The organism is Pseudovibrio ascidiaceicola, assembly GCF_900114245.1.
In the GTDB taxonomy this organism is placed as follows: domain Bacteria; phylum Pseudomonadota; class Alphaproteobacteria; order Rhizobiales; family Stappiaceae; genus Pseudovibrio; species Pseudovibrio ascidiaceicola.
In genome coordinates this window covers 274,716-297,665 of record NZ_FOSK01000008.1, presented here as the reverse complement: position 1 = coordinate 297,665, position 22,950 = coordinate 274,716, and the positions used below count along the sequence as shown (strand labels likewise).

The window sequence follows — 22,950 nt, the reverse complement described above, 5'->3', positions numbered from 1 at the left end:
ATTGTCAGTTATGCGTATTGTATAATGTATATATAAACTTGAACCCCATTTGATTTAGAATTCGGCAGCACAATTTCAGCGAGACGTTGTCTTCTCATTCAGAAAAAGCGCGCTAACGTCCTGTTCCAGTTTGCAAAGGGAGCCTTGCATGCCGAATACCAGTACCGGTGAACCTCAAGCGCTTCCAACCAATCAAACAACGCCTGAACAGGCCCCAGACTTGGAAAATGGATCTCAACAAGAGGCCAGTTCAACAGCACCAAACATCAGCCAGCTTATTATCCAACTCCCGGATAACATTGAAACAACGTCAGAAACGCTGTTAGATGGTCAACCACGTGGCATGAACCTGCTTCTCAATGAGGTTGAATGGGATCCTGTTAGAGAAATTCTGCTGTTGCCATCAGGTTTGGAACTTGCAGATATCCAGACCGCCAATGGCACCACCGAAATCACTCTGGCAGATGGCACACGCCTGATCATTGAGGATCACAGCAGCAATCCACCTTCCATTGAAATTGAAAATCAACTCCTCACCGCGCAGGAAATTCAAACAGCATTTGCAGCTGCGCGAAACGCAGAACCAAGTGCTGGTCCAGAGACTTCATCAAGTGCATCAAACGCTTCTGAGCCCTCAAGCGGCAACAATGAGCCTCAGTCTCCGTTACCTGCCAACGATGAACTCATTGGCAGCGGAAATGACTTCGAGCCAATCTCAATCGTCGTCCAGCCGGCTTTCTCAATCACACCGCTCCTATTGCCCTCAGAGCGCAATGAAGAGGTTCTCGAACGTGAATTTGGAGATGGCACATTCGAACCTAACCAGCAAACCACATCCACGCCAGACCTATCCAATCCGCGAGTGACACCGGCCTTTTTCGCAGGCAACACTGATGATGTGTACGAGTCCGGCCTCGCGTCTGGCACTGCAGCAGGACAGGCCGCCACTCAAACTGCTGGGCCAATGAACATCCAAAGCGGTTCCTCCCCGCTCCAGACGCTCGAAGTTTGCGATCCCATTCAAAATGTCTGGATAGATGTCACCAGTGGCGGTCAGATCATTACGCCCCACGGCACCTACACAATCACAATTAATCCAGATGGAACCTACAGCTGGGCATACACACTCAACACCTCAGGAGATCATAGCAACAGCACACCGCAAGACCTCCTGAAAGTCCGCGTGACCAATGAAGAAGGCAATCAGGCAACTGGTGACATCACCATCAATATCGTCGATGACATTCCTCTGATTGACATTGCGGACGCACCAGCCACCGTCGCAGAGGGCAACACACTCAACGGCACCTGGTCCCTTGCCTCAGGTGCTGATGGCGTCACTCATGTCACTATCTCAATACCCGGAGAAGCCAACCAGACCATCTCCCTCTCCGGTAACACCCCTGCCACGTTCACGCTGCCCAAGGGTACGCTCACCGTCAATCCAGACGGCACTTACTCCTTTGAAGCTGCTACCAATCTGGACAATGACGACCCACAAGAACAAAGCTTCACCATCACCGCAATAGATGCTGATGGAGACACCACGTCAGACACACAGACCATAACCATCACCGATGGCATATCACCAACACCACCAGACAACCTGCCTGGTGAAGCAGTGGGCCTGATCCTCACGGTCAATGAAGCAGCCCTTGATACAACGCAGGATCAAAATGATCTGGCAGCGGCTAATATCACCGGCTCTGATCCAACCAGCACTGCCGAGACAGATGTCTCCAGTACTCTCACCTTCACGGCGGGTTCTGATGACCTCACCACATTCGTATTTGGTGATCCATCTGGCATCACGATCACCAATGGAGACGCAACCCTCAATGTCAGCTGGACAGTCTCAAATGGCCAGCTTATCGGCTCAATCAACGGCACGCCTGCAATCATATTGGCATTGGATGCTTCAGCCATCCCAGCAGGTCAACAAGGCTCAGCACAAGTCACGGCCACGCTGACAAATGCCTTTCCTCATGATGTGAGCGGAGATCCTATCAACATCAACGGCATCACCATAGACGCCTCAGATCATGACGGAGACACGATCACCGCTGACATTCAGATCAACATCATCGACGACGCACCACAACTAGACATCGCAGACACGCCAACCTCAGTCGCAGAAGGCAACACACTCAACGGTACGTGGACGCTCACCTCTGGGGCTGATGGTGTCACACACGTTACAGTTTCCGTTTCTGGTGAAGTCGACCAGACCATCTCCCTTTCCGGTAACACCCCTGCCACGTTCACGCTGCCCAAGGGGACACTCACCGTCAATCCAGACGGCACTTACTCCATTGAAGCTGCAACCAATCTGGACAACGACAATCCACAGGAGCAAACCTTCACCATCACCGCTACGGATTTTGACGGCGATACCACAACTGACACCCAGACCATCACAATCACCGATGGAGCCTCACCAACACCACCAGACAATCTGCCCGGTGAAGCAGTAGATCTGATCCTCACCGTCAACGAAGCAGCACTCGATACAACGCAGGATCAAACTGATCTGGCAGCAGGCAACATCACCGGCTCTGATCCAACCAGCTCTGCCGAGACTGATGTCTCCAGTACACTCACCTTCACGGCGGGTTCTGATGATTTGTCTACGTTTGCTTTTGGAGATCCTTCTGGCATCACGATCACCAATGGAGACGCAACCCTCAATGTCAGCTGGACAGTCTCAAATGGCCAGCTTATCGGCTCAATCAACGGCACGCCTGCAATCATATTGGAGCTGGATGCTTCAGATATCCCGGCAGGTCAACAAGGCTCAGTACAGGTCACAGCAACGCTGACAGATGCATTTCCCCATGATGCGAGCGATAATCCCGTCAAGATCAACGGCATCACCATAAACGCCTCAGACCATGACGGAGACACAGTCACCGCCGACATTCAGATCAACATCATCGACGACGCACCACAGCTGGACATTGCAGAAACACCAGCCTCAGTCGCAGAAGGCGACACACTCAACGGCACATGGTCACTCAATCCCGGTGCTGATGGAGTTACAGACGTCACCGTTTCCGTTTCTGGTGAGATCAACCAGACCGTCTCTTTATCTGGTAACGCCCCTGCCATCTTTGACATGCCTAAGGGTACGCTCACCGTCAATCCAGACGGCACTTACTCCTTTGAAGCTGCTACCAATCTGGACAACGACGATCCACAAGAACAAAGCTTCACCATCACCGCAACGGATGCTGATGGAGACACCACGTCAGACACACAGACTATCAAGATCACCGATGGGACAAATCCGTTCGGTGGCGACATTATCGCCTTAAGTCTTGATGAGAGTGCTTTGGGAGATCAGGTCGGTAACAATGAGCCGACAGGAGATGTAATTGGATCAAACCCAGCAAGCACAGCAGAAACACAAAGCGATACGCTGAGTTTCACAGCTGGTTCTGATAATATCATAAGCTTCACGATTGGGGACACATCCAGTATCGAGGTCCGTGATGACAGCGGCGCTGTTGTTACCTCCATCAACTGGGCACTTTCAGCCGATAAACAGACACTCACAGGCTCAATTAATGGCCAAAACACAATTCAGTTGGCCCTGACAGGCTCATCCATTGCAGCTGGATTCACGGGTTCAGTTCAAGTAAATGCCACACTGCTTGCAGATTTTCCGCATGTGACCAACGGAACCAGCGATTTCACAATATTAGGTGTCCCGATTGTCGCAACGGATACAGATGGCAGCACTGCTCTGGGCATCACTAACATCTCAATCAAAGATGACAATCCAGACATCGACATCTCAGACACACAGAACGTCGTAACTGAGGGAGAGACAATCAGCGATACCTTCTCACTCAACTCTGGTGCTGATGGTTACGCGCAAGTGACTGTCTACACGGACGTAAACGACCAACACATCGTCAATCTGGCTCCTAACACACAAACCACGTTGTACACGCAGCAAGGTGAACTTACCATCCATTCAGATGGCACATGGGAGTTCACAGCCAACACGGGGCTGGACTTTCCCCAAAACCAGACACTGCAGTTTTTCATTTCAGTTGAAGATGAGGATGGCGATACAGATACGGATAGCCATCTCATTTCCATCAAGCAGGCAGCACCGCCTATACTTGGCACATCCGGGGATGATGTGTTGACGGGGACGCAAACCAGCGAGCTGATCAAAGGCCTAGACGGTGACGATCACATCTCCGGCATGGAAGGGCGAGACAAGATTGCAGGAATGGGCGGCAGGGACACACTTGAAGGTGGAGCCGACAGCGATACATTTGTGCTCGATCTCTCCAATCTCACAATTGCAGATCTCATCACTGACTACGATTCATCTGGAGATGACGCCGATCGGCTGGATGTGACAGAGTTGATTGGATCCGAGCAAGTCACACAGCAAAATGTGGGAGACTACTTCCAACTATCAGGAGGCGTTCTGAGTTTTGATCAGGATGGAGCTGGAACGAACCACCACATGGTACAGGTCATGGAGTTTTCGTCGCCTCCAGCTCAATTGGAGCTCATCATGGATGAAAATCAGGCACCACTCATTGTCACAGCCTAATTAATCAGGCTCAGCACAAAGAAAAACCCCGAAAGCGATAGCCTCGGGGTTTAAACAGGATCAGCTGCAGATCACGGCAACACCGGCCATTCGTTCTGGCTCAATCACCCAGAAATCGCCGTTTTTGCGACCACCAAGCGCTTCAGCATACGCTCCAAAGCTCTCCAGGTTTTCAGCAGAAAAACCAAGGGCTGCTAGTTTAAGGCCTTCCCGACGGGTTGGGGCTTTAACCCCATAAAGGCTCTCATAGGCGCTTGGAGAAAGAACTTTGACTGTCCCGCGCGACGTTTCAATTTCAACACCAAGGCTGGAGAGCCGTGCAGTACGCTCACCAATAAACGCCTTCAGGAATTCATGATGATCAGCAGGGTCGTCAGCAACAAAGATGACCTCGCTCAGATCGCGCACAGTGTTCGGGTGGGATTGATACTCTGCCTTCCAGAAGTTTTCTGGAAACTTGTTATGGCAAGTAAAAAAGCCAAGCTCTCCACTGAGGGGATCTGCCGTGAACGTCAAATCAAAAGCAACCTGACGTTCTTCGCCCTCAGGAGAAACAGCGATCCGCTCAAAGGAGAATGGCGCATACTCGGGAAGTCCGGCAGCAGTGTATGCTTCACGGTCGTCCGCCGCGCTCGTGCTGTCCATCACGAACATGGAAGCACCTTCTCCCTTCAGCAGGAAATCACGATTGAACGCGCCAAAAGAGAAAACACCTTCACTTGGTTCTGTCAGTTCAGCATTTTCGCCAATCGCCAAAACCTCAAGAAAACTGCCATTCAGCTGAACGAGGCGGTTCTCAGTACCCCAAGAATGACGCGCAGTTGGCGTCACCTTAAATCCGAGCTGTTCCCAGAGCCCTGCTGCATCCCGCAAAGAGTTTACAGCAAGAACAATGTGGTCAATTCCCTTGGTCAAAGTGTTTCCCCCAAAACGTCCGATTAAACCAGACGGCTATTATCGCGCGCAGCACCTACAAAGGAGGAGAACAGCGGATGCGGTTCAAACGGGCGTGATTTTAGTTCTGGATGGTACTGAACACCAATGAACCAAGGATGGTCATCGATCTCTACCGTTTCAGGCAGAACACCATCTGGAGACGTACCGGCGAAAATCAGACCAGCTTCTTCAAGCTTCTCACGGTAGCCAATGTTCACTTCATAACGGTGACGGTGACGCTCGGAGATCTCTGTGGAATCGTAGATCGCAGCAATCTTACTGTCAGCTTTCAGAACTGCATCATAAGCACCAAGACGCATGGTACCGCCCAGATCACCTTCTGCCTGACGCTGTTCTTTCTCGTTACCGCGTGTCCATTCAGTCATCAAACCAACAACTGGCTCTTTAGCTGGACCAAACTCGGTAGAGCTCGCATCAGCAATACCTGCAAGGTTACGCGCAGCTTCAACAACAGCCATCTGCATACCAAAACAAATACCGAAGTAAGGAATGTTGTTCACACGCGCATAGTGTGCTGCAGCAATCTTGCCTTCAGAGCCGCGCTCACCAAAACCACCAGGAACAAGAATACCGTTCACATTAGCAAGGAACTCGCTTGGGTCTTCCTTCTCAAATGTTTCAGATTCAATCCACTCAAGATTGACCTTCACGCCATTTGAGATTCCGCCATGCACAAGCGCCTCAATCAAAGACTTATAAGCGTCTTTGAGAACGGTGTACTTGCCAACGATCGCAATGGTGACTTCACCCTCTGGATTGAACAGAGAGTTTACAATGCTTTCCCAACGGGAAAGATCTGGAGCCGGAGCACCCGTGATGCCAAATGCATCCAGAACCTGCTCATCAAGACCTTCCTTGTGGTAGGCAAGCGGTACTTCATAAATGCTCTTTGCATCATATGCCGGAATAACAGCTTCTTCGCGCACATTACAGAACTGGGAAAGCTTACGGCGTTCATTCTCTGGGATCTGACGATCACAACGCACCATAAGAATGTCTGGCTGAATACCGATAGAACGCAGCTCTTTAACAGAGTGCTGTGTCGGCTTGGTTTTCATTTCACCAGCACTTGCAATGTAAGGCAGCAGTGTCAGGTGGATGTAAACAGCCTGTCCGCGTGGCAAATCATTGCCCAGCTGACGAATAGCTTCGAAAAACGGCAGACCTTCAATATCACCAACGGTACCGCCAATCTCACAAAGCACGAAGTCGTAGCCTTCGTTGCCATCCAACACGAAGTTCTTGATCGCATCAGTCACATGAGGAATCACCTGCACGGTACCGCCAAGGTAATCACCACGGCGCTCCTTCGCGATAATATCCTGATAAATGCGACCAGTGGTAATGTTGTCCTGCTTGTTGGCTGGACGACCTGTGAAACGCTCGTAGTGGCCAAGATCCAGATCGGTCTCTGCGCCATCATCGGTCACATAACACTCACCATGCTGGTAAGGGCTCATGGTACCCGGATCAACGTTCAAATAAGGATCAAGCTTACGAAGTCGAACCTTATATCCGCGCGCCTGTAAAGCCGCACCAAGAGCTGCGGAGGCAAGTCCCTTCCCAAGAGAAGAAACAACACCACCGGTGATGAATATGTACCGTGCCATGGATCGCTACCACGTTTGAAAGGGCGGAACTTATCAGAAGGGAAGCACGCCGAGGTGGGTGCCTGATAATCCAATACCCTGGATAATTGAGTTATGTCTGAACGCACGAATGACGGACACTGCACAAGTGTGCGGTGCCGTCAGACGTATATTTCAACTGTTTCTGCTTTACAGCAGATTACTGAGCAGGTGGGACCTGCGGGCCAGATGGCTGACTTTGCTGCTGAAGCTGGTCAAGAAGACCATTGCCAGCGCCCTCTTCTGTACCCTGTGTTGCTGATCCGGCAGGAACCTGATCAAGCAAAGAGCCAGGACGCTCGTCATAGCGTGCCAACAGAGAAAGAGCGAGTGAAGTTGCAAAGAAGCAGACAGCTAGAATCGCAGTCCCGCGAGTCAGCACATTCGCTGTGCCGCGGCTGCTCATCACACCACCGCCGCCACCGCCGCCAATACCCAATGCGCCGCCTTCAGAGCGCTGCAGTAGAACCAGTGCTACCAGCGCCACGACGACCATCAGGTGGATAACAATCAGAACGGTTTCCATAGGTATCCGTAGGTTTAATGAATTCGTTAGTCGGCCTTCTAACCGAATTTGCTGCGCCTTTCTACCCTAAAGGCGCAGCAAATTGGTGGACTGCTAAGAATATTATAAAAAACCGGCTATTATTAGCCGCGATAAGCCTCGGCAATTCCAAGGAAATCTGTGGCTTTCAGGCTTGCACCGCCAACCAGAGCACCATCAACGTTTTCAACCGCAAGCAGCTCTTTCGCATTAGTAGGCTTAACAGAGCCACCATAAAGCACGCGCATTTTGCCGCCAACATCACCACCAAATTGCTTGATGAGAGTCGCACGAATAGAAGCGTGAACCTCAGCAACGTCTGCTGGAGTCGGTGTCAATCCAGTGCCAATCGCCCAAACAGGCTCATAAGCAATTACAGTATTCTCGGCAGTTGCGCCTGCTGGTACAGAACCCAGAACCTGCTTAGTAACCACGTCAAGCGTTGTACCCGCGCGGCGCTCGCTCTCAACTTCACCAACACAAACAATAGCAATAAGGTCAGCGCGGTAAGCAGCTTCAGCCTTTTCACAAACGTCTGCATCAGATTCGCCATGATCTTCACGGCGCTCAGAATGACCAACAATCACAAACTTGCCGCCAGCATCGCGGATCATTTCTGCAGAAATGTCGCCGGTATGTGCACCGCTTTCTTTAGCGTGGCAGTTTTGTGCACCAATTGCGATTTTGTCTTGGGAAGCCAGCTGCGCAACCAGCAATGCAGGTGGACAAATCAGAAGCTCTACATTTTCGGCAAGTGCTGAGTCGTATCCCGCGCCCATAGCTTCCAGCTCTGCAGCTGAAGCCTTGGTACCATTCATTTTCCAGTTACCAGCAACAAGTGGCCGATTAGTCATATGATCCGTTCCCCAAATATGAATTCCAAATTCCCAAATGGAATGTGTGCTCACTAGCAGAAAAAACACTTAAGTCCCATAGCGGATTACCGCTAGTACGATGAACTTCGTATCTCCTGTCGAATCTCACAGCCTTTATGGCGTGTAAACTTGCCCCAGAGCGAAAGGAACACTATTATCCGGCGGCCTTGCATGTGTGCGCGGGGAGACTGTCCCTCGCCTTCAACAAGAGAACGGATAAAATTATGCTCGACGCGCTGCGTAATAGCGTAGGTTCCTGGTTTGCAAAACTGCTGATCGGCCTTCTGGTCCTCAGCTTTGCAGTTTGGGGGATCGCTGACGTCTTTACTGGAATCGGCTCCACACCAGTTGCCTCAGTTGGCGACAAAGAAATTTCGGCTCAGGATTTCCAACGAGCTTATTCACGCGAGCTCGACCAGCTGTCACGCCGCGTCGGCCAGCCTGTCACTCAGGAACAGGCCGCTGCATTTGGCGTACCCGCTCAGGTTCTGGGCCGCCTCATCGCCGAAGCTGCGCTTGATTATGAAGCATCTCAGCTGCGCATCGGTGTATCTGATGAAGCTATTGTCAAAACCATTCAGGAAACACCTGCATTTCAGGGTGTAAACGGCTACGATCGTAACCGCCTGAGCCAGGTACTTTATAATCTGGGCATAAGCGAAGACGAATTCGTGATGCAGCAGCAGTTCGTCGCAGAGCGTCAACAGCTTGCAGAAGCAGTCATTGGCGGCATCGTTGTCCCAAAGACAATGCTCGAAGCCTTCGACAAATACGCAATGGAAGAGCGCACTGTTGAGTATCTCGTCCTGCCGCAAAGCTCGCTGACAAACGTTCCTGCCCCAACCGACGAAGAGCTCGCGACGTTCTTTGAAGAAAACAAAGGCAATTACAAAGCGCCTGAATACCGCAGTGCTACCTTGATCGAGCTGACAGCAGACAAGATCGCGAAACCGGAAAATGTGACAGAAGCGGAACTCGCTCAGGAATATGAGCGCACCAAGAACCGTTATCAGTCTCAGGAACAACGCCGCATCTTCCAGATCTCCTTCCCAACCAAGCAAGAAGCAGAAGCTGCTGTTGTTGAGATGGAGTCCGGCAAAACCTTTGAAGACCTGATGAATGAACGTGATCTGACAGAAAAAGACGTCGATCTCGGTCTCATGAACAAATCCGGCTTCCTTGACCAAAAAATTGCAGATGCAGCCTTTGCTCTCAAAGAAGGCCAGGCAAGCAACGTCGTTGAAGGCCAGTTCACCAACGCAGTTCTCTTTGCCAAAGAAGTCAAAGCAGCTGCGGTACAGCCACTGGAAGACGTTAAAGACGAACTACGCGGTATCGTTGCTCAGGCAAACGCAGCCGATGAAGTAGAAGACCTCTTCAACGAAGTCGAAGACGCACGCGCAGGCGGCAGCACCTTTGAGGAAATCGCTGAGCGTTTCGATCTGGCTTTGATCAACACACCTTCATTTGACGCTTCCGGCAAAAACGAAGCAGGTGAAACTGTTGACCTTCCACAAGCAAGCGCACTGACAACTGCGGCGTTCTCTACCGACGTTGGCGTTGAAAATGATCCGCTGGAAATCGGCCGCACCGGCCATCTGTGGTACGAAGTGAGCAAGGTCACCCCTTCCCGCGACAGAGAACTCTCTGAAGTAAAAGAAGCCGTGACGGCTGACTGGACCGCCAACCGCACAGCAGAACTGCTGGAAGAAAAAGCCCAAGCTCTGATCGCAGAAGTCGAAGCAGGAAAGACACTTTCCGAAGTCGCAGCTGCCGAAGGTCTGGCAACAGCCACATCTGCACCGTTCACCCGCAACGGCGGCATCGCAGAACTCTCCGGCTCGGCCGTGACTGCAGCATTTTCCGGACCAAAAGGCACCGCCTCTCAGGTTCCTGGCAACAACGAAGACCGCATTCTTCTTGTCCTCACCGACACGACGACACCGGCCTTCATGACAGAATCTGAAAACGTGCAGCGCATTGACACTCAGTTGACAGGCGCACTGGAAAGCTCCTTGCTCAACCAGTTCATCTCTCAGCTGGAGCAAACAGAAGGTGTCCGAGTAAATCAGGCAGTCTTCAACCAATTGACCGGACTGGATCGCCAGTAGACAAATCCTTGTCGAAAACAAGCCCGCCACACCTATAAGTGTGGCGGGCTTTTGTTTATCTCCTAGACAGCTCTCCTAAAGCTATCTAATAGTTAGCCTTTGTGTATGCTAAGGAATTACCTGAGAGATTGAAGGGGTTTTCGCCGTGAGCAATTTGAAAAATCTCATTGGAATTGTCGCTGACGGAAACACGTTGGACCGATCTCAGGCCCGTGAGGCCTTCGAGATCATTATGTCAGGTGCTGCAACTCCCGCGCAGATCGGCGGCTTCCTCATGGCCCTGCGCTTGCGCGGCGAAACCATCGACGAAATCTCCGCAGCTGTAGAAACCATGCGCGCCAAAATGATCCCGGTGAATGCACCAGATCATGCCATCGACATTGTCGGCACTGGTGGCGACGCATCCGGCTCCTATAACATCTCAACCTGCACAGCTATTGTTGTGGCAGGCTGCGGCGTGACCATCGCAAAACACGGCAATCGCTCTCTCTCCTCTAAATCCGGCTCTGCAGAAGCACTTGCTGAGCTTGGCGTCAATCTGGATCTGGATGCAAACGGCATCAGCCATTGCATCCACGAAGCCGGTATCGGCTTCATGTTTGCGCCAAACCACCACAAGGCCATGCGCCATGTCGGCCCTGCGCGCATTGAGCTAGGCACCCGAACAATTTTCAACCTGCTCGGACCTCTCGCCAACCCGGCAGGCGCTAAACGCCAGATGACCGGCGTATTCGCACAACAGTGGGTCGAACCACTTGCGAACACACTAAACGAGCTGGGCACCGAAAAAGCCTGGATCGTCAACGGCTCCGATGGAATGGACGAAATCACCACCACCGGAACCAGTTTTGTTGCCGAACTGAAGAACGGAAACATCAACACCTTCACAGTGTCTCCTGAAGATGCAGGCTTGCCGCTTGCAAAGACAGAAGATCTGAAAGGTGGCGATCCGAAAGAAAACGCTCAAGCACTACGCGAAGTGCTGCAAGGGGCAAAAAACGCTTACAGAGATATCGTCCTGTTCAACTCAGCTGCCTCCCTTATCGTCGCAGATAAGGTCTCCACCCTGACAGAGGGTGTCCAGATGGCGGCGCAGGCGATTGACCAAGGCACGGCCCTTTCCCGACTGGACAAACTCGTTGAAGCCTCCGACGCTGCGACAGCTGCCAATATGAAACTCTAAAACCACGGATCCCATGTCAGATATCCTTAAGAAAATCGAAGCTTACAAACGTGAAGAAATTGCCGCTGCCAAAGCGCAGACTTCATTGGCTGATCTGAATGAGGCGATTAAAGCAGCAACACCGACACGCGGCTTTGCTGCTGCCTTAAAAGCCAAACACGCAAACGGCGAGTACGCTCTGATTGCTGAGGTTAAAAAGGCAAGTCCATCCAAAGGACTGATCCGCGCTGACTTTAACCCGCCCGCACTCGCCAAAGCGTACGAAAATGGTGGCGCGGCATGCTTGTCCGTATTGACGGACACTCCATCTTTTCAAGGTAAACCAGAGTACCTTGTAGCAGCCCGCGCTGAAGTCTCCCTGCCTGTTCTACGCAAGGACTTCCTCTATGACACCTATCAGGTTCATGAAGCACGAGCATGGGGAGCCGACTGCATTCTGATCATTATGGCAGCTGTTGACGACCAACTGGCCAAAGAGCTGGAAGACACCGCGTTTGAACTGGGCATGGATGCACTTATTGAGGTGCACGACGAAGCGGAGCTGGAACGCGCGCTGAAGCTCTCTTCTCCGCTAGTCGGCATCAACAACCGTAATCTAAAAACATTCGAGACTTCTCTGGAAACCAGTGAACGCCTCGCACCACTGATCCCACAAGATCGGATCATCGTTGGCGAGAGCGGCTTGTTCACTCCGCAGGACCTCACCCGAATGGAAAAATCCGGTATCTCCACCTTCCTCATCGGTGAAAGCCTGATGCGTCAGGACGATGTAGAAACCGCGACCAAAGCTTTACTTAAACGCTAAAAATCAACTGCTTGGCAAAAGCAGACACCTGAACAAACTGTGTCCAGAGGCAAGAAAATGTCAGAACTTTCTCCAAAACTCACTCACCTCGATGACAGCGGTGCGGCTCATATGGTCGACATTTCGGAGAAAGAGGTTACCTCACGCATTGCCCGCGCAGGCGGTCAGGTAAAAATGCAGCCAGAAACTCTGGACATGATCCTTTCAGGCAACGCCAAGAAAGGCGACGTGCTCGCGACTGCGCGCATTGCCGGCATCATGGCGGCTAAGAGGACTCACGAGCTGATCCCTCTGTGCCACCCTCTGGCCCTTTCCAAGGTTCAAGTGGACTTCACACCCAATCCTGAACTTCCAGGAATTGAGATCGAAGTCTTCGCAAAAGTATCCGGCCAGACCGGTATCGAGATGGAAGCACTCACTGCTGCCTCTGTTGCCTGCCTAACAATTTACGACATGGCAAAAGCCGTTGACCGTTCTATGGAGATCGGTGAAATCCGCCTGTTGGAGAAGAAAGGTGGCAAGTCCGGACACTATCTGGCTGAGGAGGATAACTCCCAATGAGTTTGATCAGCATTGAAGACGCGCTGGATCGCCTCCTGAAAGATGTGAAACCGACCGGAACTGAGCAGCTTCCATTACTTGAGACCGGAGAACGCATTCTCGCAGAAGACGTTGCCGCAACACGAACGCAGCCTCCATTTTCCGCCTCAGCAATGGATGGATATGCTGTCAAAGCCGCTGATACGGTCGAGCCAGAGGCAGCTCTGAGTGTCATAGGCGAAGTCGCTGCCGGGCATAACTTTGATGGCACGCTGCAAGCCGGAGAAGCGCTGCGTATTTTTACAGGAGCACCTGTCCCTGATGGCGCTGACGCGATCTTGATGCAGGAAAACGCCCGCCGTGACGGGGATAACCTGTTTTGCGAAGAAGCTGTTTCTGTTGGTAAGTTCATTCGTCCGGCTGGCCTCGACTTCAAAGAAGGTCAGGTCCTCCTGAAGGCAGGCGCCCCACTCGGCTTCCGCGAACTGTCTCTTGCAGGCGCCATGAACCACGCATCCCTCCCGGTACGCAAAAAGCCAGTTGTTGCGATCCTCGCAAATGGTGACGAACTCGTCGAGCCGGGTCAGGTACCTGGTCCGAATCAAATCATAGCTTCCAATCAGGTCGGCATCGCAGAGTTCGTCAGAAACTGCGGCGGAACACCGATGATGCTCGGCATCGCCCCAGACCAGCCTGAGGAAATCGCAGCACGCGTGAAGCAGGCTATCGAAGCAAAAGCCGATGTACTGGTGACACTCGGTGGTGCCTCTGTTGGCGACCACGATCTCATTCAGGACGTACTGGGAGCTGAAGGCATGGAGCTTGGCTTCTGGCGCATCGCCATGCGTCCGGGCAAACCCCTCATGGCGGGCGCCCTAGGCCCAATGAAAGTCCTCGGCCTTCCTGGCAACCCAGTCTCAAGTCTAGTATGCGCACTCCTCTTCCTTGGTCCACTTCTGGACAAGATGCTGGGCCGCACGGTCTCTGTGACAAATCAAAGCGTTACGAAAGCAACGTTAGCAGCTGATTTGCCAGCCAATGACATGCGTCAGGACTACCTGCGCGCCAGTCTAAGCACTGATGATGCAGGCAATCTCATCACTGAGCCATTCAGCAAACAGGACTCCTCCATGCTTGCCTTGCTGACAAAAGCAGACGCCCTGATCATTCGTCCACCACACGCATCAGCTGCAAAGGCAGGTGAAAAAGTGGACCTGCTCAAGCTACGCTAAATCCAGGTGTCAGGAGTGGCCAACCCCTGTCCACTCACCCACCAGAAACCAAATCCCCCAGTTCTAGCAGGGCTTAACCTGAACAAACCCATTGCAGAACACAATGAGAACAGGTAGAGTACGTTCGTGTTTTGTCCTTCCAATCGCAGAAGTTGAAGTCTTTCAGCTTCTTGGAATTACAAAACCGCGATTGGTCAGGAATGACCGCTCACTTTCAATCAGCGCCTTAGGAGCGAACGGGGATAAAAGATGCTTACACAGAAGCAACACGAGCTTTTGATGTTCATCCATCAACGCTTGAAGGAAGCCGGTGTTCCGCCCTCCTTCGATGAGATGAAGGACGCGCTGGACCTCCGTTCCAAATCCGGCATTCACCGGCTGATCACGGCTCTGGAAGAGCGCGGCTTCATTCGCCGCCTGCCAAACAGAGCGCGTGCGCTGGAAATCCTCAAATTGCCTGACTCAATTTCTCCGGGTCTGAAGCCTGCTGCAAAGGAAAAAGGCTTTGCACCTGAGGTAATTGAAGGCTCCCTGAGTAAAAAGGTTGCAGCTCCGCCACCACGCCCCACATCACCGGATGAAGTGCCAACGCTGGAAATTCCAGTCATGGGTCGCATTGCGGCCGGTGTTCCAATCGAAGCAATCCAGACTCAAAGCCATTCCATCGCCATGCCTGCTGATTTGATGGGGCGCGGTGAGCATTATGCGCTGGAAGTCAAAGGTGACTCCATGATTGATGCGGGTATCTTCGATGGGGATACAGTGCTGATCAAGCGTGGCGACGCTGCTGATAACGGCGAGATCGTTGTGGCCTTGATCGATGATGAAGAAGCGACCTTGAAGCGCCTGCGCAAAAAAGGTGCCTCAGTCGCGCTGGAAGCGGCCAATCCCGCCTACGAAACTCGCATCTTCGGCCCGGGCCGCGTCCGCGTTCAGGGCAAGATGATTGCGCTCTTCCGCCGCTATTAAATCATTGGTTGCCTGAGGCAATTTCGGATTCCAAGGTCTGCGCTGAGCATGATATGCCCAGCGCACTTTTTTTATTCTTTCCCCGCCCTCAAAACCTGCAGAAAGCCATACATAAGCAGAGCCACGTTCGCCGAACATCTTCTGATCAATCACCAGCTCAGCACGGCAAGCAGGAGGTGCCTGCGCCTGTGTGATGACGATGGTCGCAAGACGGCAATCGACCTCCAAAACATCAGCCACCTTGGACTGCGCCAACAAGACAGGCTCTGAACTTATCCTCTCCCCCTTTGAAGGCAGCTGCGGGAATATCTCAATCACGCAGCCGCGATCATCGCAGGACCGATCTGAGGCCCTCACCTTGTGCTGCTTGAACGCCCCCGCCGAAATCCCTCCAGCACGCAACAGACTGTCAGCGGCAAACGACATGCGCGAAGATGTCAGCCGAAACCGGCCATCCGCCCCGTAGTAAGCAATGTGCTTGCCCGCATCCGCAATCATCAGGTCAGGCGCACTCCCACCCGCAAACATCAGGACACTCACCGCAAATGCCGGGAGTGAAAGCCATTTCAAGCGCAGCGGCATCACACACAGCACCACAATCGCAAAGATCATGAGCAGATAACCGGGTGCACTGGCAACACCCAGACTGGTCAGCCCTTCACTCAAAGAACTCACCCAGTAGGCAGCCTTTAATACCAGCGCCAACCCAGCCTCCATCCCCTGCAGGAAGAACGCATCCGCACCAAACGGGATCGCCAGCAGGCTCAACAGCCCAAGGGGCATAACCACAAAGGTCACCAATGGCATGGCAAGGATATTCCCGAGCACACCATAGGGCGCAACCTGCTCAAAATGCATCGCTGCAACAGGTCCCGTAGCCGCACCTGCAATCAGCGAGGTCAGTGCACACGCTAGCACCCACTTCGACCCTTTACGACTAACCCTATGAAACCATGAGACATTCCGCCTTCTAGGTCTATTGCGGTTACCAACGAACCAGTCCTTCCCAAGTGTATAAGCTGAGAGCAAGGCGAGAACTGCGATGAAGGACATCTGAAACCCGGGAGCCAGAAGCTCCTCCGGCCTCAGGCTCAAAAGCACAAGGCAGGCCAACGCCAGACCGCGCAAACTGAACGCTCGCCGCCCAATCAGCCCCGCGCATAAAATCATTGCCGCCATGAGAAAAGCTCGCTGCGTTGCGACAGAAGCACCTGACAAACCGAGATAAACAGTTGCCGCAATCAGCGCCGCCACGCTGGCGTAAACGTGAATATGTCCTTTCAGCGCAAGCGACTGACTGAGGGATAAGATCAAGCGAGCACCGAGGAAGACCAGAGAGGTCACAAGACCCATATGCATGCCGGATATAGCAAGCACATGAGCAAGCCCTGCATTGCGCAAGGCATCCTTGTCTGCGGCGGCAAGATAGTCCCGCTTGCCCACCAGAAGCGCAACAGCGAACGCACTTTCCGGGCTGTTATCCAACACCCGCCGAATGCGCTGCGCTATCCCACTCCGTACGCCTTCGACCTCTTGCAGAAAACTTGTCCCCTCCAGACGCGCCACAACAACCGGTTTGGAAAGCGCATAGCCAACCGCACCAATCCCGCTGAAAAACGCTGTTCGGGCAAAGTCATACCCACCGGGGCGCACCGCACCTCCCGGCGGCAACAGCCGAGCTTTCAGCTGCATCCTGTTCCCCATCACTGGCGGCTCTTTCATCCCCTTGATGCTGAGGCGGATACGATAAGAAAGAGGAGTTATGCCCTTCTGGGAAACTTCTTTGACATCTGCAAAAACAACCGAATATGCCCCTTTTCCAGAATGCTTCACCCCGGCAACAACGCCCTCCACTTTGCGTGTAACAGGGCGCTCCAGCGGGTCACCGCGCGCATACTCCACGCGTAAGTCAGCAAGAAAAAATCCGGTTGCGAAGAACAAAATCGCAGTCAGGCCAACCGTCAACCGTCCAGAACTCCAACGTCGAAAAGCAAACAACAGCAATAAGATATAAGGAATTCCGCTTAAAACACTATAAGGTTCAGCAGGAAGTGAGAAGTAAACCAACACCCCAGCCAGATGGCACAGCGCATACCAGAGGAGGCCCTGCCCACGGTTCCAATCCTGCACAAGGGCTGAACGGGCATAAGTCATGACCGCAGGCCAATCTGGTCTCAGCATAAAACGCAACAGTCTCAGCAACCCCAGCTTAACCTCAAGAAACCCAACGCGCTGTTTTTCCTCCGTAAAATTCGTGTTTGCGTTGCTATGTGTGTTTTTTGCGTTGGTTTGCGTTTTTGTGCGTTGCTGTGTCACGCGCTCCTGCAGCCCTGCATCCCCCTCAAACGGCACAGAAGAAAACTTATCCTCCTCAAGGCAAAGCTCTCCTATTCTGGAAGCACAGCCACCAGATTGCGTCTTGTCTGAGGATGATTGCCCCTCGCGCACCCTTAAGTCCCTTTCTGCCACTTGGGAACTTTTCAATGCTATGGTACACAGCCCGCAGAGGTACGGCGCCCCGCCGTAATTACCCCAAACTATTCGAAGTAACTTGAAACTTTTCCGGAACACCTATGACTAAACCTGTTGTGACGCGCTTTGCGCCTTCTCCTACCGGCTACCTGCATATTGGCGGCGCCCGTACAGCCCTGTTCAACTGGCTTCTGGCAAAACACAGCGGCGGTAAAATGCTGCTGCGTATCGAAGACACCGATCGCTCCCGCTCCACTGAGGAAGCTGTAGACGCGCTGCTGGACGGCCTGTCCTGGCTGGGCATGGATTGGGACGGCGAGCCGATTTCCCAGTATGGCCGCGTTGACCGCCACCGTGAAGTTGCTGAGCAGATGGTCAAGGACGGCACTGCCTATTACTGCTACTGCACTCCGGAAGAAGTGAACGAGATGCGTGAGAAGGCCCGCGCAGAAGGTCGCCCGCCGCGTTATGACGGCACCTGGCGTGACCGTGCCCCTTCTGAAGCACCGGAAGGCATCGCTCCTGCTATTCGCCTGAAAGCTCCGCTGGAAGGCGACACCATCGTCGAAGATCAGGTTCAGGGCACAGTCAAGTTCGCAAACGAGAATCTGGACGACCTGATCCTTGTACGCTCTGACGGAAACCCAACCTATATGCTGGCCGTTGTCATCGACGATCACGACATGGGCGTGACCCATATCGTTCGCGGCGATGATCACCTGACCAACGCCGCGCGTCAGTCCCTCATCTACAAAGCCCTGAACTGGGATGTCCCGGTCATGGCGCACATTCCGCTGATCTACGGGCCAGATGGCGCAAAGCTCTCCAAGCGCCACGGCGCAGTTGGCGCAGAAGCCTACCGGGCTATGGGTTACCTGCCATCCGCAATGCGCAACTATCTGGCACGCCTCGGCTGGTCTCACGGCGATGACGAGATCTTCTCTACCGATCAGATGATCGAGTGGTTTGGTCTGGACGCTGTTGGCAAGTCCCCATCTCGTTTCGACTTCAAGAAACTGGAGAACCTGAACGCCCACTACATGCGCTCAGAAAGCGATGAGGAGCTGCTCGGCCACTTCCTCACCTATCTGATGGACGTGGAAGGCGGCGCAGACGTCATGGCGTGGATTGCTGGTGATGGCAACCAGGACAAACTGGTTGAAGCACTGCCTGGCCTGAAAGAGCGTGCAAAGACCCTCGTAGAACTGCAGGAATCTGCACGTTACCTCTGGGTTCAGCGTCCGCTGGATCTCGATGCAAAGGCTGAGAAGATCCTGTCTGACGAGGCACGCGCTGTTCTTGGCAAGGTTCTGGTTGCCCTTGAAGCACTGGACGAGTGGACCGTGGAAAGCACTGAAAATGCCGTTAAGGCAGTTGCTGAAGCAGAAGAGCTAAAACTCGGCAAAGTTGCTCAGCCATTGCGCGCTGCACTCACTGGTCGTGGCACATCCCCAGGCATCTTTGATGTGCTCAAAGTGCTCGGAAAAGACGAATCTTGCGCACGCATTCGTGATCTTTCAGCTTAATCCGCTGAATTCTAAAAGAAACTACCGCTGCAAATACTAGTCATTCGTAGCGGTAGTTACACTTATAGCTAAAAGCATTGGTTGCGGGCGCTTGCCCCATCGCGGCAAATGATATAGGCAGTTCCACGACAACACTCTCCTCCGGGCGGAAACGTCAGATCATGCAGTGTATTCATTTGTACACAAATGAAGCAAGTCGCATGAGGAGATACAAAATGGGGGTTGCCTGATATGAGCGACAAAACAGCGAAACTGACTATTGGAGACAACAGCTGGGACTTTAACGTCCACTCTGGCTCCATGGGCCCTGATGTTCTGGACATCGGTTCGCTTTATAAGCAAACTGATCACTTCACACTGGACCCTGGTTTCACATCAACTGCCTCATGCGAATCCAAGATCACTTTCATCGACGGTGACGCAGGTACTCTGCTTTACCGCGGTTACCCGATTGAACAGCTCGCCGAACACGGCGACTTTTTGGAAAGCTGCTATCTGCTGCTGTACGGCGAACTGCCAACACGCGCAGAGAAGGACGATTTTGTTCATCGTGTAACCTATCACACCATGATTCATGATCAGATGAGCTCTTTCTTCAAGGGTTATCGTCGTGACGCCCACCCAATGGCAGTCATGACCGGTACCGTTGGAGCTCTCTCTTCCTTCTATCATGACAGCACCGACATCTCCGATCCACACCTGCGCATGGTTGCATCCCTGCGCATGATCGCAAAGATGCCGACCATTGCTGCAATGGCCTACAAATACCACGTTGGCCAGCCATTCGTTTACCCAAGAAACGATCTGGACTACGCATCCAACTTCCTGCACATGTGCTTCGCGGTTCCATGTGAGGAATATAAAGTAAATCCGGTTCTGGCACGCGCCATGGACCGTATCTTCATCCTGCACGCTGACCACGAGCAGAACGCTTCCACATCCACCGTACGTCTTGCTGGTTCTTCAGGCGCAAATCCATTTGCATGTATTGCAGCTGGTATTGCATGTCTGTGGGGTCCATCTCATGGCGGTGCGAACGAAGCAGCTCTGAACATGCTCTCCGAGATCGGTTCTGTTGACCGCATCCCTGAGTATGTGGCACGTGCAAAAGACAAGAATGATCCGTTCCGCCTCATGGGCTTCGGTCACCGCGTCTACAAAAACTACGACCCACGCGCACGCATCATGCAGAAAACCTGTCATGAAGTGCTTGCAGAGCTGGGCCACCAGGACGATCCGCTTCTTGAAGTGGCAATGGAACTGGAAAAAGTTGCTCTCACCGATCCTTACTTCGTTGAGAAGAAGCTCTATCCAAACATTGACTTCTACTCCGGCATCACCCTGCGTGCTCTGGGCTTCCCAACCACCATGTTCACAGTGCTCTTCGCACTGGCTCGTACAGTAGGTTGGATCGCACAGTGGAAGGAAATGATTGAAGATCCTTCCCAGCGTATCGGTCGTCCACGCCAGCTGTACACCGGCTATTCCGAGCGTGACTATCAGCCAATCGACCAGCGTCGTTAAAAACATTTCCCCGAAAGCGGACACCGCTGTTCGGGAAATGCAGCGAAGCTGTTTGAGCTGAGAAGCTAGACTTCAGAAAAAGGAGGCATTTTGCCTCCTTTTTTATTTGAAAAGCACCCTTTGCTTTCAGCACGCACAAACCATGAGGCCGCATAATCCTGTTCATGCCTCACCACATCCCTATCTTTGATGCTCGAGTTCAGCCACCGGCATCAGAAAAGGATGTATTGATGCGCCTTGTTCCCCTCCCAGTTTTTGCAGCGTTCGCGCTCCTCTTTGCTGGCCTGGCAACCACTTCCTCCGCTAATACAGATACAGAACCCCCACAAGCCTCCCGGGACGTCGTCTTTTCAAACCTGAGCATGCAGGATGGCACGTCAGACAATTCCATCTGCGTTGAGCGCTATGGCGACGGTTACACGGTCTCTCCCTCTAAGGAGGCCCCCAAACGCACCTACATCAGCGACAAAGGGCATACAGTCACACTGGTCGACAGAAGCGAAATTCTGGGACAAGGCATTTTCGCAGAGCACGACCGCTTCGTGATGACATTCCCTGGCAATGGAGAGGAAGAGATTGAGGTCACTCAGTTTGTCACAGGCCTGATCGGCGGCGAAAGCTATAGCGGCGTGTTCACAGACGGCACCTGTACAGGCAAGGTCTCCGTTGGCCCTCTGGAGTACAAATAAAAACCCGCCACAACAACTGCACAGGCCCTGAACGGGAGTATACATGCACCTTCCAAAACTAAAGAAATCTGGAGTAGCCCTCCTCCTCACCCTTGGAATGCTGGGGCCAGCCAGCAGCCAAATCATCAATCGCGACAACAGAGCCAATCCATTTACCGATATGAAGCGGGTCTCCCCCTCAAGACAAGTTTCAATTCAGAGCCTGACTGTGCAGACAGATGCTGTGGGACTTGAGGTTTGCACAGAACGTTATGGCGACGGCTACATCCTTTATCCCACCCCAAGTGGAGGACAGAAACAGTTTGTCTCCGATAAAGGTCACACGCTCACCATCTACGCCCGAAGCGAGCTGCGCGAAGAAAGCATTTATGCAGAACACTCACAAATGCTAATTACTTTCTCCAATGATCCTGATGTGGAAGTCGAAGTCACCGTATTCATAACCGGCTTCGTGAACTCTAGATTATTCAGCGGCGTCTTTTCAGATGGCACCTGCGCCGGGCACTTTTCCATCACAGACACCAAGTAACCGCCCCAAAAACTAAACTCAGATCTCGTAGGTCTTGAAGCATTCAAAATTGACTTAATCCAGCCAGCCGCTCAAAACACATTCTTCACCCTAAAGAAAATCAAATTGAACTCAGAACATTTACATTAACACCGCAGGACTATTCTTTGAGGGTCGTGAAGCCTGAAAAGTAACGAGTGGTAACATCCCATGAAGACGTTTCTCTGTGCAGCAACAGGTCTCAGCGCAATCGCCATCAGGTCCGAGACGAAAGGTCAGGCACAGCAGGCTTAAAATGGGAGTGTACATGCGCCTTACAAAACTAAAGCGATCCGGTGTGGCTCTCATCCTTACCTTGGGAATGCTGGGGCCAGCCAACAGTCAGATCACCCATCGCGACAACCGAGGCAACCCCTTCACCGACCTGAAACGTCTGTCCGCATCTCGGCAAATTTCCGTTCAGAACCTGACAGTCCTGACAGATGCCGTAGGGGTCGAGTTCTGTAAAGAGCGCTATGGAAATGGGTACAATGTGTATCCCGCCCCAAACGGACGCCGCGGCCAGTTTGTCAGCGATAAGGGACACAAATTCTCCCTCTACGCCCGCAGCGAGCTACGCGGTGACGGCATCTACGCCGAACATTCACAGGTACTCATCACATTCCCCAATGATCCAGATGTCGAAGTCGAGACAACCCAGTTCATAACCGGCTTTGTGAACTCGAAAATGTTCAGCGGCGTCTTCTCAGATGGCGTCTGCTCCGGAAAATTCTCCGTCGTAAACGCCAAATGATCAATCATGGATCAAACG

17 protein-coding genes are annotated in these 22,950 nt (G+C 52.6%); 12 read left to right on the top strand and 5 right to left on the bottom strand.

Annotation, left to right across the window (positions count from 1 at the left end; all coding sequences use genetic code 11):
- The first annotated feature begins 148 nt into the window (after positions 1-148).
- Positions 149-4,576, top strand: a complete 4,428-nt coding sequence (locus tag BM231_RS16830) for a type I secretion protein (protein ID WP_159437971.1) — start codon at positions 149-151, stop codon at positions 4,574-4,576.
- A gap of 60 nt (positions 4,577-4,636) precedes the next feature.
- On the opposite strand, the gene BM231_RS16825 is transcribed toward BM231_RS16830, so the two are convergent.
- The 4 genes from BM231_RS16825 to tpiA form a co-directional block, all read right to left on the bottom strand.
- On the bottom strand, positions 4,637-5,491 hold the full coding sequence (locus tag BM231_RS16825) for a VOC family protein (protein ID WP_208860441.1): 855 nt from the start codon (positions 5,489-5,491) through the stop codon (positions 4,637-4,639).
- A 23-nt stretch (positions 5,492-5,514) separates the two neighbouring features.
- Positions 5,515-7,143 carry a CTP synthase gene (locus BM231_RS16820; RefSeq protein WP_063311453.1) on the bottom strand — a complete coding sequence of 543 codons (1,629 nt, stop codon included), beginning with the start codon at positions 7,141-7,143 and terminating at the stop codon, positions 5,515-5,517.
- A gap of 178 nt (positions 7,144-7,321) precedes the next feature.
- Entirely contained in the window at positions 7,322-7,687 is a 366-nt protein-coding gene (gene secG, locus BM231_RS16815; RefSeq protein ID WP_063297349.1) for a preprotein translocase subunit SecG, read from the bottom strand.
- A gap of 122 nt (positions 7,688-7,809) precedes the next feature.
- Positions 7,810-8,559: a triose-phosphate isomerase gene (gene tpiA, locus BM231_RS16810; RefSeq protein ID WP_063311454.1), complete on the bottom strand. Its 750-nt coding sequence runs from the start codon at positions 8,557-8,559 to the stop codon at positions 7,810-7,812.
- 245 nt (positions 8,560-8,804) lie between these two features.
- On the opposite strand from tpiA, the gene BM231_RS16805 reads away from it, so the two are divergent.
- From BM231_RS16805 to lexA, 6 genes are all read left to right on the top strand, one after another.
- Entirely contained in the window at positions 8,805-10,691 is a 1,887-nt protein-coding gene (locus tag BM231_RS16805; protein WP_093521122.1) for a SurA N-terminal domain-containing protein, read from the top strand.
- 145 nt (positions 10,692-10,836) lie between these two features.
- Entirely contained in the window at positions 10,837-11,874 is a 1,038-nt protein-coding gene (gene trpD / locus BM231_RS16800; RefSeq protein ID WP_093521120.1) for an anthranilate phosphoribosyltransferase, read from the top strand.
- Positions 11,875-11,887: 13 nt separating this feature from the next.
- The gene (trpC, locus tag BM231_RS16795; protein WP_093521118.1) at positions 11,888-12,679 is read left to right on the top strand and encodes an indole-3-glycerol phosphate synthase TrpC; all 792 of its coding nucleotides are present in this window, start codon (positions 11,888-11,890) and stop codon (positions 12,677-12,679) included.
- Between the two features lie 57 nt (positions 12,680-12,736).
- Positions 12,737-13,240 carry a cyclic pyranopterin monophosphate synthase MoaC gene (gene moaC, locus BM231_RS16790; protein ID WP_057465509.1) on the top strand — a complete coding sequence of 168 codons (504 nt, stop codon included), beginning with the start codon at positions 12,737-12,739 and terminating at the stop codon, positions 13,238-13,240.
- Positions 13,237-14,451 carry a molybdopterin molybdotransferase MoeA gene (locus tag BM231_RS16785; RefSeq protein ID WP_093521116.1) on the top strand — a complete coding sequence of 405 codons (1,215 nt, stop codon included), beginning with the start codon at positions 13,237-13,239 and terminating at the stop codon, positions 14,449-14,451. The genes moaC and BM231_RS16785 overlap by 4 nt, the downstream gene beginning before the upstream one ends.
- 249 nt (positions 14,452-14,700) lie before the next feature.
- The gene (gene lexA / locus BM231_RS16780) at positions 14,701-15,420 is read left to right on the top strand and encodes a transcriptional repressor LexA (protein WP_093521114.1); all 720 of its coding nucleotides are present in this window, start codon (positions 14,701-14,703) and stop codon (positions 15,418-15,420) included.
- Here the strand turns inward: lexA and BM231_RS16775 are convergent.
- Complete coding sequence (locus BM231_RS16775; protein WP_093521112.1) at positions 15,316-17,868, bottom strand: ComEC/Rec2 family competence protein; 2,553 nt, start codon at positions 17,866-17,868, stop codon at positions 15,316-15,318. The genes lexA and BM231_RS16775 overlap by 105 nt on opposite strands.
- Positions 17,869-17,993: 125 nt before the next feature.
- On the opposite strand from BM231_RS16775, the gene gltX reads away from it, so the two are divergent.
- The 5 genes from gltX (at position 17,994) to BM231_RS16750 (ending at position 22,932) form a co-directional block, all read left to right on the top strand.
- Positions 17,994-19,418 carry a glutamate--tRNA ligase gene (gltX, locus tag BM231_RS16770; RefSeq protein WP_063311462.1) on the top strand — a complete coding sequence of 475 codons (1,425 nt, stop codon included), beginning with the start codon at positions 17,994-17,996 and terminating at the stop codon, positions 19,416-19,418.
- Positions 19,419-19,649: 231 nt separating this feature from the next.
- Positions 19,650-20,942, top strand: a complete 1,293-nt coding sequence (gene gltA, locus BM231_RS16765; RefSeq protein WP_093521110.1) for a citrate synthase — start codon at positions 19,650-19,652, stop codon at positions 20,940-20,942.
- Between the two features lie 230 nt (positions 20,943-21,172).
- Complete coding sequence (locus tag BM231_RS16760) at positions 21,173-21,631, top strand: hypothetical protein (protein WP_208860440.1); 459 nt, start codon at positions 21,173-21,175, stop codon at positions 21,629-21,631.
- A 43-nt stretch (positions 21,632-21,674) separates the two neighbouring features.
- On the top strand, positions 21,675-22,160 hold the full coding sequence (locus tag BM231_RS16755) for a hypothetical protein (RefSeq protein ID WP_093521106.1): 486 nt from the start codon (positions 21,675-21,677) through the stop codon (positions 22,158-22,160).
- A gap of 286 nt (positions 22,161-22,446) precedes the next feature.
- Positions 22,447-22,932, top strand: a complete 486-nt coding sequence (locus BM231_RS16750) for a hypothetical protein (RefSeq protein ID WP_093521188.1) — start codon at positions 22,447-22,449, stop codon at positions 22,930-22,932.
- The last annotated feature ends 18 nt before the right edge of the window (positions 22,933-22,950 follow it).